The sequence below is a fragment of the Streptomyces sp. 1222.5 genome (genome assembly GCF_900105245.1).
In the GTDB taxonomy this organism is placed as follows: Bacteria; Actinomycetota; Actinomycetes; order Streptomycetales; family Streptomycetaceae; genus Streptomyces; species Streptomyces albidocamelliae.
This window is the reverse complement of sequence record NZ_FNSZ01000001.1, coordinates 8,015,599-8,028,890: the sequence shown is the minus strand read 5'-3', so window position 1 is coordinate 8,028,890 and position 13,292 is coordinate 8,015,599. Positions and strand designations below refer to the sequence as shown.

Genomic DNA, 13,292 nt, shown 5'->3' with positions numbered 1-13,292 from the left:
CGGAGCCGTGACGAGCCGACGTGTGCGTCAGCTGGAGAAGGCCGCGTCGAACGAGGCCGACGGCGGCTCGAAGTCGTAGGTCCGCAGGCGGGCCAGGGCCTCGGGGGCGCCCTGGAGCCGGTCCATGCCGGCGTCCTCCCACTCCACGGATACCGGTCCGCGGTAGTCGATGGAGCGCAGCATGCGGAAGACGTCCTCCCAGGGCACGTCGCCGTGTCCGGCCGAGACGAAGTCCCAGCCGCGGCGCGGGTCGCCCCAGGGCAGGTGGGAGCCGAGGCGGCCGTTGCGGCCGTCGAGGCGCTTGCGGGCTTCCTTGCAGTCCACGTGGTAGATCCGGTCGCGGAAGTCCCAGAGGAAGCCGACCGGGTCGAGGTCCTGCCACACGAAGTGGGAGGGGTCGAAGTTCAGGCCGAAGGCGGGCCGGTGGTCCACGGCCTCGAGGGCGCGGCGGGTGGTCCAGTAGTCGTAGGCGATCTCGCTCGGGTGGACCTCGTGGGCGAACCGTACCCCCTCGGTGTCGAAGACGTCGAGGATCGGGTTCCAGCGCTCGGCGAAGTCCTCGTAGCCGCGCTCGATCATGGATTCGGGGGCCGGCGGGAACATGGCGACCAGGTGCCAGATCGCGGAGCCGGTGAAGCCGATGACGGTGTCGACGCCGAACGCGGCGGCCGCGCGGGCGGTGTCCTTGATCCGCTCCGCTGCGCGGCGCCGTACGCCCTCGGGGTCGCCGTCGGCCCAGATGTCACCGGGGAGGATGGCCCGGTGGCGTTCGTCGATGATGGCGTCGCAGACGGCCTGGCCGACGAGGTGGTTGGAGATGGCCCAGCACTTCAGGCCGTACTTGTCGAGGAGCTGGTGGCGGGAGGCGAGGTAGCCGGAGTCGGCGAGCGCCTTGTCGACCTCGAAGTGGTCGCCCCAGCAGGCGAGTTCGAGTCCGTCGTAGCCGAAGTCACGGGCGAGGCGGCACACCTCCTCCAGGGGCAGGTCGGCCCACTGACCGGTGAACAGGGTGAACGGGCGGGGCATGTGACGGGCCTCCTCAGTCCGCGACGGACGTGTAGACGGAGTTCTTCTCGGCGCTCTCCTCCACCGCCGCGAGGACACGCTGGACCTGGAGTCCGTCGGCGAAGGAGGGGTCGGGGCGGCGGCCCTCGTCGATGGCGTGCACGAGGTCGCGGGCCTGGTGGACGAAGGTGTGCTCGTAGCCGAGGCCGTGGCCCGGCGGCCACCAGGCGGCCATGTAGGGGTGGTCGGGTTCGGTGACGAGGATGCGGCGGAAGCCGGCCTCCGCCCCCGGCTCCGTGGCGTCGTGGAACCACAGCTCGTTCAGCCGCTCCAGGTCGAAGGAGAGCGAGCCGCGTTCCCCGTTGAGTTCGATGCGCAGGGCGTTCTTGCGGCCGGTGGCGTACCGGGTGGCCTCGAAGGAGGCCAGGGCGCCGGAGGCGAACCGGCCGGTGAACAGGGCGGCGTCGTCCACGGTGACCGTGCCCGTGCCCGCCGCCGGCATCGCCGTCAGCCCGCTGCCCGCGCCGCCCGGCAGCGGCCGCTCCCGTACGAAGGTCTCCGTCAGGGCCGACACCCCGGCCAGCCGCTCCCCCGCGAGGTACTGGGCGAGGTCGACGATGTGGGCGCCCAGGTCGCCGAGCGATCCGGAGCCCGCGTGTTCCTTGCGCAGCCGCCAGGTCAGCGGGAAGGCGGGGTCGACCAGCCAGTCCTGGAGGTACGTCACCCGGACGTGCCGCAGGGTGCCGAGCCGGCCGTCGGCGACCATCCGGCGGGCGAGCGCGGTGGCCGGCACCCGCCGGTAGTTGAAGCCGACCATGGCCAGCTGCCCCCGACCGTACGCCTCCTCGGCCGCCCGGGTCATCGTCTCGGCCTCGGCGGCCGAGTTCGCGAGCGGCTTCTCGCACAGGACGTGCTTGCCCGCGGCCAGCGCGGCGAGCGCGATCTCGGCGTGGCTGTCCCCGGGGGTGCAGATGTCCACGAGGTCGACGTCGTCCCGGGCGATCAGCGCACGCCAGTCGGTCTCGACGGCCGCCCAGCCGTGCCGGTCGGCCGCCGTCCGCGCCGCCACGCCGTCCCGGCCGCACAGCGCCGCCAGAACGGGCTGCCGGGGCAGATCGAAGACGCGTCCCGCGGTACGCCACCCCTGCGAGTGGGCGGCGCCCATGAAGGCGTATCCGACCATGCCGACACGCAACGGGGGTTTCCCGGCGCTCGGTTCCGTCTCTGGTTCCGCCGACGGCTGCGGCTGCGGCTGCGGCTGTTCCATGCGCTCGTCCTCCTGTTGGTCGTGGCGCGGTAGGGGGCTTACGTCCTCGCGCGGTGGGGGGTGCGGGCGGGACCGGTCACCGGAAGCCGGTGGACATGTACTGGTCGACGTTGGTCTTGTCGACGACGGCCGAGTAGAGCGTGATCGACGCCGGGATCTCGAACTCGGCGAGACCGCCGACACCCTTGCCCTGGCCGAGGGCGCGGGCGAGGTCGATCGCGGAGGCGGCCATCGTGGGCGGGTACAGGACGGTCGCCTTCAGTACGCCGCTGTCCTGCTTGATCGCCTGGAAGGCGGACAGCGCGCCGGCTCCGCCGACCATCAGGAAGTCGTCCCGGCCGGCCTGCTGGATGGCCCGGAGCGCGCCCACGCCCTGGTCGTCGTCGTGGTTCCACAGGGCGTCGAACTTTGACTGGGCCTGGAGCAGTTGCGCCATCTTGGCCTGGCCGGACTCGACCGTGAACTCGGCGGCCTGGCGGGCCACCTTCTTGATGTTGGGGTAGTTCTTCAGGGCGTCGTCGAATCCCTGGGTGCGCTGCTTGGTCAGCTCCAGGTTGTCCAGTCCGGCGAGTTCGACGACCCGGGCGTTGGGCTTGTCCTTGAGCTTCTCGCCGATGTAGCGCCCGGCGTTCAGGCCCATGCCGTAGTTGTCGCCGCCGATCCAGCAGCGGTACGCCTGCGCGGAGTTGAAGATGCGGTCGAGGTTGACGACCGGGATGCCGGCGCGCATCGCCTTGAGGCCGACCTGGGTGAGCGCCTTGCCGTCGGCGGGCAGCACGACCAGGACGTCGACCTTCTTGTTGATGAGGGTCTCGATCTGGCCGATCTGCTGGGCGGTGTCGTTGGAGCCCTCGGTGATCTCCAGGGAGACGTCCGAGTACTTCTTGGCCCGGCTCTTGGCGTTGTCGTTGATGGCGTTCAGCCAGCCGTGGTCGGCCTGGGGGCCGGCGAAGCCGATGGTGACGTGCTTGCCGGGCTTGTCGTCGGCGGCCGGCTGCTCGTTCGCGGCGGCCTTGCCGTCGTCGGTGTCGTTGCTGGTGCAAGCCGTGAGCAGGGCTCCCGCGGAGACCGCCGCGGTCCCGAAGAGCAGTCCTCTGCGACTGGTGATGTGCGACATGGCGGTGAACCCTTTCTCAGGTCGTGCTCGCGGTACGGCGCTGGACCAGGACGGCGGCGACGATGATCGCGCCCTTGGCGATCTGCTGCACGTCGCTCTGGAGGTTGTTCAGGGCGAAGATGTCGGTGATCGTGGTGAAGATCAGGACGCCGAGCACGGAGCCGGTGATGGTGCCGCGGCCCCCGCTGAGCAGGGTGCCGCCGATGATCGCGGCCGCGATGGCGTCGAGTTCGTAGAGGTTGCCGTTGGTGTTCTGGCCGGAGCCGGAGAGCACGATCAGCAGGAAGGCGGCGATGCCGCAGCACAGTCCGGAGAGCAGGTAGAGGTAGAGCCGCTGGCGGCGGACGTCGATGCCGGCTAGCCGGGCGGCCTCGGAGTTGCCGCCGACGGCGACGGTGCGCCGGCCGAAGGTGGTGCGGTTGAGCAGGAGCCAGCCGACGATCGTCACGATCGCGAACACCAGGACCAGCGGAGGGACACCGAGCACGTAGGAGTCGCGCTCGCCGAGCCTGAGGATGCCGTCGATGCTGACGATCTGTGTTTTGCCGTCCGTGATCTGGAGGGCGAGACCGCGCGCCGAGGCCAGCATGGCGAGGGTGGCGATGAAGGGGACCATCCCGCAGTAGGCGATGAGCAGGCCGTTGACCAGTCCGCAGCCGAGGCCGACGAGCATCGCGGTGAACAGGATGCCCGCGAATCCGTACTCCTGGGTGGCGACGGTGGTCGCCCAGACGGAGGCGAGGGCCACGATGGCGCCGACCGAGAGGTCGATGCCGCCGGAGGTGATGACGAAGGTCATGCCGACGGTGACCACGCCGATCACCGACGCCTGGGTGAGGACGAGTTGCAGGTTCCGGGTGTCGAGGAACTCGTCGGGCTTGGTGACACCCCCGATGACGACGAGCGCGGCGAGCACGCCGAGCAGCGACAGGGTGCGGACGTCGGCGCGGGCCAGCAGGCCGCGCCAGGCGGGGAGCCCGCCGGTCGGCACTGTCTTGCCGGTGGTGTCCCGGGGCGGGGAGACGGGCTGCGTCATGACGCCGGGCTTCCTTCCATGACGAGATCGAGGACACGGTGTTCATCCAGCTCCCGGGCCGGGGCCGTGTGCACGACCCGGCCCTCCCGGAGCACCAGCACGCGGTCGGCGAGGCCGAGCACCTCGGGCACCTCGCTGGAGACGAGGAGCACGGCGAGGCCTTGGTCCGCGAGGCGGCGGACCACCGCGTACAGTTCCGCGCGGGCGCCGACGTCGACGCCGCGGGTGGGTTCGTCCAGCAGCAGCACCCGGCAGCCGCGCAGCAGCCAGCGGGCGAGCACGGCCTTCTGCTGGTTGCCGCCGGACAGGGTGCGTACGGGTACCTCCGGGTTGTCGGGCCGCAGCGACAGTTCACGGACCGCGGCCCGTGCCGCGCCCCGTTCGGCCCGCCGGTCGACCCAGCCGGCCCGTGCGAAACGGGCGAGGGAGGACACCGAGACGTTGCGGGTGACGGACTCCAGCATCAGCAGGGCCTGCGCCTTGCGCTCCTCGGGCGCGAGCCCGAGTCCGGCGCGGACGGCCGAGCGGACACTTCCGGGGCGCAACGTCCGCCCCTCCACACTGACTTGGCCCGCCGTGGGCCTGCGCGCGCCGTAGATGGTCTCCAGGATCTCCGAGCGCCCGGAGCCGACCAGTCCGGCGAGCCCGACGATCTCCCCCGGCCGCAGGTCGAGGTCGAGCGGCGCGAACTCGCCCTCGCGAGCCAGGCCCCGGACCTCGAGGACCGGCGGGGCGTCGGGGGTGTGCGCGGGACGCCCGGGGAAGGCGTACTCGACGTTGCGGCCGGTCATCAGGGCGACGACGTCCCGGGTCGGGGTGGTCTTGGCGGGCAGTCCCCCCGCGACCGCCCGCCCGTCCTTGAGCACGGTCACCCGGTCGCCGATGCGCCGGATCTCCGCCAGCCGGTGCGAGATGTAGACGACGGCGACCCCGTCGGCGGTGAGGTCCCCCACGATCCGGAAGAGGTTGTCCACCTCGTCGGGGTCGAGCGCGGCGGACGGCTCGTCCATGACGATGAGCCGTACGTCGTGCGAGAGGGCGCGTGCCATCGACACGATCTGCTGCTGGGCGGCCGACAACTCCCCGACCAGCCGGGCCGGATCGATCTCCGGGTGACCGAGCCGCTTGAGGAGGGCGCCCGTCGACGTCCGCGCGGTCTTCGCCCGTACGACGAAGCCGGCGGCCGTCGGCTCGTGGCCGAGGTGGACGTTCTCCGCCACCGACAGGTGCTCCACCAGGTCGAGTTCCTGGTAGATGGTGGCGATGCCGAGCCGCATGGCGGCGATGGGCGAGCGCAGGGTGACCGGCTCGCCGCGCCAGTGGATGGTGCCGCCGTCGGGCTGGTGGGCACCGGCCAGCACCTTGATCAGGGTGGACTTTCCGGCGCCGTTCTGGCCGAGCAGGCAGTGCACTTCACCGGCCTGGACGTCGAGGTCGACGCCGTCCAGGGCGCGGACGCCGGGGAACGACTTGGTGATCCCGGACATGCTGAGCAGGGGTGGTTCTGGTGCCATGTGGTTCCCCTCGGCGGGCGTGCGGGCCGGTTGCAGGGCGTGCTGCGCCCGCGGGCCGGCGGGCGTTCACCGGCTCGGAAGGCAGCGCGGAGCTGGGCGGAGCAGGGCAGGGCAGGGCGGAGCGGGGCTTGTGCGGGCAGGGCGGAGCCGGCGTCGTGCGGGGGCGCGGGCAGCGGTGTTACACGAGTCAGTGGGCGTGCTGAACGGGCGTGGCGTGCGCTGACGAGGACGTGTTCGGTTGGCGGCCGCTCGGGCAGCCTTGTGGGCTACGCGGGTGAGAACAGGTGGTCGCTGATCAGCCGGGCCGCACCGGTCACACCGGCGCTGGGGCCCAACTCCCCGAGAACGATGGGCAGATTGCCGGTCGCCAGCGGCAGGGACTGGCGGTAGACCTGGGACCGGATCGCGGCGAGCAGGGTGTGGCCGAGGCCGGTCACCCCGCCGCCGATCACCACCAGGCCGGGGTTGAAGAAGGACACGAGTCCGGCGATGACCTGGCCGACGTGGGTGCCTCCCTCGCGGATCAGGTCGAGCGCGGTGGCGTCGCCCGCTGCCGCGGCCGCGGCGACGTCCACGGCGGACAGGGTGCCGTTCGCCTCCAGACGTGCCGCCAGCTCGGCCGACAGCCCCTGCCCGGCCGCCTGCACCGCGTCTCTCGCGAGCGCGGCACCGCTGAAATGGGCCTCCAGGCACCCCCGGTTGCCGCAGGCGCAGGGCCTGCCGTCGGGTACGGCCTGGATGTGGCCGATGTCCCCGGCGCTGCCGGTGGTGCCGCGGTGGACCCGGCCACCGACCACGATGCCGCAGCCGATACCGGTGCCGATCTTGACGCAGAGGAAGTCCGCCGTGGTCCGGGCGACTCCGGCGTGCTGCTCCCCCATCGCCATGAGGTTCACGTCGTTGTCGACCATGACCGGGCAGCCGAGCTCCTGGCTGAGCGCCTCCCGCACGGGGAAGCCGTCCCAGCCGGGCATGATCGGCGGGGCGACCGGCACACCTTCGGGGAAGCGGACCGGACCGGGGACGCCGATGCCGGCGCCGTCGAATCCCTCGGCGAGCCCGGCGGCCTTCAACTTACCCGCCATGTCCAGGACTTGCTCGAAGACCGCGACCGGCCCCTCCCGGACGTCCATCGGCTGGTTGAGATGGCCGAGAATCTCCAGTTCGGCGTTGGTGACGGCGACGTCGACCGAGGTCGCGCCGATGTCGACGCCGAGGAACCGCAGCTCCGGGTTGAGCCTGACGTTGTGGGAACGGCGGCCGCCGCGGGAGGCGGCGAGGCCGTCGGCCACCACCAGACCCGTCTCCAGCAGCCGGTCCACCTCCACGGCCAGCCTGGACCTGGAGAGGTCGATCCGATCACCCAGTTGGGCCCGGGAGTTGGGCCCCCCGTCACGCAGCAGCTTCAACAGCCGGGCCTGGTGCGTGTTCGCCGGTCGTGCCGTCATGCGTCTCACGTGCCCCTCCCCGCCAGTTTTCGGCCACCAGTGTCGGGCTTTCGTAGGGAACGTAGCAGTGACCGCCGAACCTGGGAAGAAGTCGCGCACGGATTCCCGCAGACTTCTTCCTCTCCCGGGACAAAGTAACTGACCGCGGAACGGCGGGAGTCGGGCACACCGCCGCCGCTCACGCTCTCGGTGTGCCCCGGCTCAGTAGCCGGAGCCCAGCCCCCGGGTCGTGTAGGCGCACTCCGTGTAGATGTAGCCGGACCGGATCTTGGCCGTGTCCGAGGCCGGCGTCGCGGTGCTCGTGCCGTGCGGCTTGTGCACGAAGTACGTGGTGCCGACGGGGAGGTCGATGGTGCGCTGCGGATAGTGCCTGCCGCTGTCGCTGCACGGTTTGAAGCCGACGATCAGCGTGCTCGAGAGCGAGTACGCCTTGCAGCCGCCGCAGCCCTTGAGGGTGAAGCTGCCGGTGACCGGACCGGTGTAGAGGACGGTGATGTCGTCCGGGCTGTCGTTCTTGACCGTGACGGAGATGCTGCCGCCGGAGGCCGTGGTGGGGAGCTTCTTGCCGGCCGCCGGGAGCGTCTGGGCCACCTCGGCCGCGATGGCGATCTTCTTGGCTCGGTCCCGCTTCCCGCCGTGCGCGTTGTCGGAGACGTACTGCTCCATGGTCTTCTGCGCCGCGTCGAAGTCACCGTCCTCGTACTGGTCCACCCCGCACGCGTACGCCCCCGCGGCGCCGCTCCTCTCCGCGCGCCCGGCGGACTTCGCCAGGCCGCCGTCCGCGTCCTGCGCGGCCTTGGACAGGTCGCCGATCCGGGTGCTCAGGTCGTGCAGCCGCGCGACGGCCGTGCAGGGTTCGTCCCCGCCCACGTCCTTCTGCGCCTTCGCCACGGCCGAGTCGACGGCGGGGGCGACCTTGGCCGCGGGCCCGGAGCGCGGGAAGGTGTCCAGGAGTTCGCCGAAGCGCGTCACCCAGTCCGCCTCCCCGGCGTCCAGGCGCTGCGACCCGCACTCGTACAGCGATGTCGCGAGCCGCTCGTCGGGCCACCGGGCGAGCGATCCGAGGCGTTCCTCCGGCATGGTGCGGGGAACCGTACGCAGGTACTGGAGGGGTTCCACGGCGTCGCAGTAGTCCTGGTGGCCGTAGGCCGCGCCCACCGTCGTGTAGTAGGTCCGCAGACTGCCGGGGACCCGGTGGGCCGCGCGGGATCCGGGGTGGCCGACGGCGAGGTCGCGGTAGACCTCCAGGGCCGACCGGTAGTCCGGCACGGCGGTGCTAAACGGGTGCCGTCCGGCGGCCGCCACCCGGTCGTCGGCGCGGTCCAGCCGGTCCAGGAGCGCCTGTTCCACGGCTTCGTCGTGGGCGTCCTCGTACCAGAGGGCACCACCTGCCGGTACGGCCAGCAGCACGACGCCCAGGAGGAGCGCGAGCGGGGCGCGGCTCGGCCGGGACAGCGCGGTCCGCAGTCCGACGAGCCCGCCGTGGACGGCCGCCAGCAGCAGGAAGGCGGCGTAGGCGACGAGCGCGGCCCCCGGGGCGCCGTCGGCGTCGGCGGGCAGCACGGCGAGCAGCAGGACGGCGGTCGCCACCCAGCAGGCGGCCATCGGCAGCCGGCGCCGTACCAGCGCGTAACCCAGACCGAGACCGCTCAGGTTGAGCAGCGCGACCGCGACGGCCCGCAGGGCGTCCGGCGGCGCGGGCGGCGGGGCCGACGGCATGGGCGGTGGGCTCGGCGGCATGGGCGGCACCGGTGGCCCGGAGTACCCCGGGCCGGGACCGTACGGATTTTCGGACATGATGGCTCCCCCCACCGACCGCGCCCCCCATGACCGCGGACGAGCAGTGTACGGGCGCCGGCGCGCACCCGACAGAGGCCCGAACACCGGCCCGGTCATTGATGTTTGAACAGGTCGCGCACCCGAGGCGAGGGACGCCGCCACTCGCCGGCCATACACATTCCCTATTTGCCACTTGCCCTATTTGTCCGATTATCCTGGGCGGCTTGCCGGGCCTTCCGGGGCCCGCGACCGCGAAGACGGACCGCACGGCGACGGAAGGAGGCGGACGAGACATGCAGGGCGGAGGGGTGTCCGCGATCACGGCCCGGGTCGCACGGGCCGGCTGCGCCGAAGCCGCGCGGGCGACGGTGGCGGCGGGCCTGACCTGGCAGACGTGTGCGGCCCTCCTGCACACTCCCGATCCGTACGCGGGCGCCGTCGCGGCGCTGCTCATCGTGGAGACGACGGTGGCCCGCACCGTCAGCGCTGCCCTGCGCTACGCCGCGGGCTGCCTCCTCGGGGTGCTCGTCGCCGTGCCCGGCGCGCTGTACGCGGAGCCCGCCATGCTGGGACTGGGCTTCGTCGTGTTCGCCTCGGTGCTGTCGGCCCGGCAGGGGTTCCTCGGGCACTACGGGCTGCATGTGCCCACGACCGCCCTGATCACCTACGCCCTCGTCCGCTGCCGGCACTCCGGCGAGCTGACCTCCCACCTCGCGGAGATCGTCGTGGGCATCGCGTTCGGTCTGGCGTGCAGCGCGCTGTTGTGCCCCACCGTGCGCGTCCGGTCCGCCGAGCGAGCCCTGGAGGATCTGCGCGTGCTGATCGCCCGGCACCTCGACGGCCTGGCCGACGCGGCCGTACGGCGGGAGCGGCCCCGGAAGGTTCTCGGCACGACCTGGGAGGACGACCTGGACACGGCACTCACCCGCGCCCGCGCCGCCGTCGACGAGGCGCACGAGAGCATGCGGTGGAACGTCCGGCCCACGGCCAGGCGCCGCCGCTGGCACCTGGACCGCAGGGTCCTGGAGACGCTCACGGACGTGGCCGGGCGGGTGGCGGCGACGGGCCGGCTCCTGGACACCCATCCGTCCGCGGCCGGCGTCCCGCGCCCGGCGTCCGCCGCATCGGGCGCGGACGCCGGCTTCAGCCCCGCGCGCGGGGGCGTCACCGACCGCACCTCCGACAGCCCCGGCCGGGTACGGGCGGCCGCGCCCGAGCATGCCCTGGGAAGCCCCGGCCACCCCGGCCCCGGGAACAGCGAAGCAACCGAGAAGCCGGGCACAGGACACGCCCCGGCGAGCACCGGCCCACGCGACCAGCACGACCCGGCGAGCACCGGCCCAGGAGAGGGGCACGTACCAGCGAGCACCGGCCCAGGAGAGCCGGCCGCTTGCGAGCGCACCCCGGGCAGCACCGACCCGGCACACGCCGACGCCCCCGCCCACCGGCACCCGATACCAGCCGCAAGCCCCGGCCACCCCGGCCCCGGGAACACCGATCCAACCGAGGAGCCGGGCACAGGACACGACCCGGCGAGCACCGGCCCACGCGACCGGCACGACCCGGCGAGCACCGGCCCACGCGACCGGCACGACCCGGCGAGCACCGGCCCACGCGAGGGGCACGTCCCACCGAGCCCCGGCTCGAGCGGGGCGGCCGCTCCCGAGCGCGCCCCGGGCAGCCCCGGCGCGGCACACACCGACGCCCCCGCCCACGGGGAGCCCGCGTCAGCCGTGTGCCCTGGGTGCGCGGACCCCGGAACAACCGCGATCCGCGGCCCCCACACGCACCCCGCAGCGCTGGACCGCTTCAGTCCCGGCCACCCGCCGTCGCCGGCGGTCACGGCACCGCCGCCGTCCTGGCGGAGCCGTACGCGCGGCTGCTGCGAACGACCGCGCTGTGCGTCTACTCCTGCCGGGGCGGGCGGCCGCACCCCGCGCTGCCCGCCGCGCGGCGGGCCGTCGCCCGGCTCGGCGCTCCCGCCCCCGAGCCGACGGGCGCCGACGCCGAGGACCGGCGTCTGCTCCGCCATCTGGACCAGGCCCTGACCCGCCTCTCCGCACCGGCGCCCGCCCCACCTCCCCGGCCCGCCCGGCCCCGCCGGACGTCCACCCCACTACGGACCTCACTGCGACGATGACCTCACACACCCGGATCCCCGGTCCCTCCCACCCCGAGACCACCGATGCCCGGCACCCCGCCGGACCGCCCGCGCACGCCCGCCGGCCCGGCGCACACCCCCGTGCCCACCGCCTCGTCGCCGCACGCGCGCTGCCGGCCACCGCGCCCGTGCTGCTCATGGTGGTCGTCGCCCTCACCGATCTGCTCACACCGGACTGGCTGCACGTCTCACCGGTCATGGCGGCCGTCCCGGTCCTGGCGGCCGTACTGCTGCCGTGGCGGGCGACGGCGGTGCTCGCCGGCGCCGCCGTCGGGGTGACCGCCCTGCTCCAGTGGGACGCCGGGCAGTGCGGCCGTCAGGACTCGGACGTCGTCCTCGGCACCCTGCTGGTGGTCGGGCTCACCTCGCTCGCCGCCTGCTCCCTGCGGCAGCGCCGGGAACGCCAGCTCCATCAGGTCCGCTCCGTCGCGGAGACCGCGCAGCGCGCGCTGATGCACCCGCTGCCCCGCCGCATCGGCACCCTGGCCCTGCGCGGCGTGTACCTGCCGGCCGAGTCGGAGGCGCGGATCGGCGGCGACTTCTACGAGGCACTGCACACGCCGTTCGGACCGCGCGTCCTGATGGGCGACGTCCGCGGCAAGGGGCTGCCGGCCGTCGGCGCGTCGGCGGCCCTGCTCGGCGCGTTCCGTGAACTGGCTCACCGCGAGCCCTCGTTGACCACGGTGGCGGAGGAACTGGACGAGCGGGCCCGGCGCCAGATAACCGCGGTGGACGGAACCCCGGACGATCGGAGGGGGGACGGGACGGGCGCCCTGTTCACGGAGCGGTTCGCGACCGCGCTGCTGGTGGAGTTCCCGCCCGGTGAGGGCCTGGCCCGGATCGTGCACTGCGGGCACCCCGAGCCGTACGTCGTGCACGCGGGCGAGGTGCGGCCCTTCGAGCCCGGACAGCCCGGCGCGCCGCTCGGCCTCGGTGACCTGCTGGGCGCGCGGCCCGTCGCCGAGACCGTGCCGTTCGTGCCGGGCGACCGCCTGGTGCTGTACACCGACGGGTTCGTCGAGGCCCGCGACCGCCGTGGCCGATTCCACGACCTGCCCGCGCACCTGCGCGCGCACGCCACCCGCCCGCTGGACGCCATGGTGGCCGGGCTGCGCCGCGGTCTCCTGCATCACGTCCGCGGCGACCTCGACGACGACGCGGCCCTGGTGACGGTGGAGCGCCTGCCCGAGCCCTAGCGACGCAGGGGCGAGGCCCCGGTCCGCGGACCACCCGATCCGGTGACAGCGCCATAGGGCGCCCTCCGCCCGGCACGGCACCGGCGTACGCTCACCCCGCTTCGCCATGTGAACGACCCTGGGGGGAACCATGAGCCGCCGAACGCTCGCCTGCGCCGTCGCCGTCGTCGCCGTCCTCGGGACGGCCACCGCGTGCAAGTCGGCCGACACGACCGGAAGCAGCGGCAGCACCCCCGCCGCGACGTCCACCCATGACAGCAAGGCCGACGGCGGCAGCAGGACAGTGCCCGATTTCGTCGGTATGGGTTTGCAGTCCGCCCAGGACGCGGCCCAGGCCGCCGGTTTCCACCGCCTCACGTCCCACGACTCCCTCGGCCGGGCACGCATGCAGATCCTGGACCGCGACTGGAAGGTGTGCGCGCAGAACGTCGCAGCGGGCACCGTCCGGGCCACGGACGCCGAACTGGACTTCGGCGCCGTCAAGCTCGACGAGACGTGCCCCGCGCACGACCAGGCCGCTTCCCCGGACGCCGGCGGGACCATGCCCGACTTCCGCGGCAAGAGCGTGAAGGCCGCCCGCCAGGCACTCGACAGCGGCACCTCGATCACCGTGGACGACGCCACGGGCGCGAGCCGTTTCGTGCTCATCGAGTCGAACTGGCAGGTCTGCACGCAGAAACCGGCCGCGGGGACGAAGCTGACCGGGCGGCCGGTCGCCCTCGACGCGGTCAAGTACGGGGAATCCTGCCCGTAGACGCGGACGAGCCCC

Annotated in this window: 10 protein-coding genes; 3 read left to right on the top strand and 7 right to left on the bottom strand. The window is 73.2% G+C overall.

Features of this window, described 5'->3' with window-relative positions:
• Positions 1-27: 27 nt before the first annotated feature.
• The 7 genes from BLW57_RS36345 to BLW57_RS36315 form a co-directional block, all read right to left on the bottom strand.
• Positions 28-1,026, bottom strand: a complete 999-nt coding sequence (locus BLW57_RS36345; RefSeq protein ID WP_093479942.1) for a sugar phosphate isomerase/epimerase family protein — start codon at positions 1,024-1,026, stop codon at positions 28-30.
• Between the two features lie 13 nt (positions 1,027-1,039).
• Positions 1,040-2,272 carry a Gfo/Idh/MocA family protein gene (locus BLW57_RS36340; protein ID WP_093479941.1) on the bottom strand — a complete coding sequence of 411 codons (1,233 nt, stop codon included), beginning with the start codon at positions 2,270-2,272 and terminating at the stop codon, positions 1,040-1,042.
• Between the two features lie 76 nt (positions 2,273-2,348).
• On the bottom strand, positions 2,349-3,389 hold the full coding sequence (locus BLW57_RS36335; RefSeq protein ID WP_093479940.1) for a substrate-binding domain-containing protein: 1,041 nt from the start codon (positions 3,387-3,389) through the stop codon (positions 2,349-2,351).
• Positions 3,390-3,405: 16 nt separating this feature from the next.
• Complete coding sequence (locus tag BLW57_RS36330; RefSeq protein WP_093479939.1) at positions 3,406-4,425, bottom strand: ABC transporter permease; 1,020 nt, start codon at positions 4,423-4,425, stop codon at positions 3,406-3,408.
• Entirely contained in the window at positions 4,422-5,939 is a 1,518-nt protein-coding gene (locus BLW57_RS36325) for a sugar ABC transporter ATP-binding protein (protein ID WP_093479938.1), read from the bottom strand. Before BLW57_RS36325 ends, BLW57_RS36330 begins: the two co-directional genes overlap by 4 nt.
• A 266-nt stretch (positions 5,940-6,205) precedes the next feature.
• On the bottom strand, positions 6,206-7,387 hold the full coding sequence (locus tag BLW57_RS36320) for an ROK family transcriptional regulator (protein ID WP_093479937.1): 1,182 nt from the start codon (positions 7,385-7,387) through the stop codon (positions 6,206-6,208).
• 201 nt (positions 7,388-7,588) lie between these two features.
• The gene (locus tag BLW57_RS36315) at positions 7,589-9,127 is read right to left on the bottom strand and encodes a hypothetical protein (RefSeq protein WP_093479936.1); all 1,539 of its coding nucleotides are present in this window, start codon (positions 9,125-9,127) and stop codon (positions 7,589-7,591) included.
• 332 nt (positions 9,128-9,459) lie between these two features.
• Between BLW57_RS36315 and BLW57_RS41005 the strand changes: the two genes are divergently transcribed.
• The 3 genes from BLW57_RS41005 (at position 9,460) to BLW57_RS36300 (ending at position 13,277) form a co-directional block, all read left to right on the top strand.
• Positions 9,460-11,214: an FUSC family protein gene (locus BLW57_RS41005; protein WP_093479935.1), complete on the top strand. Its 1,755-nt coding sequence runs from the start codon at positions 9,460-9,462 to the stop codon at positions 11,212-11,214.
• An 88-nt stretch (positions 11,215-11,302) separates the two neighbouring features.
• Positions 11,303-12,523 carry a PP2C family protein-serine/threonine phosphatase gene (locus BLW57_RS36305; RefSeq protein WP_093479934.1) on the top strand — a complete coding sequence of 407 codons (1,221 nt, stop codon included), beginning with the start codon at positions 11,303-11,305 and terminating at the stop codon, positions 12,521-12,523.
• Between the two features lie 130 nt (positions 12,524-12,653).
• Positions 12,654-13,277, top strand: coding sequence for a PASTA domain-containing protein (locus tag BLW57_RS36300; RefSeq protein ID WP_093479933.1), 624 nt, complete (start codon positions 12,654-12,656; stop codon positions 13,275-13,277).
• The last annotated feature ends 15 nt before the right edge of the window (positions 13,278-13,292 follow it).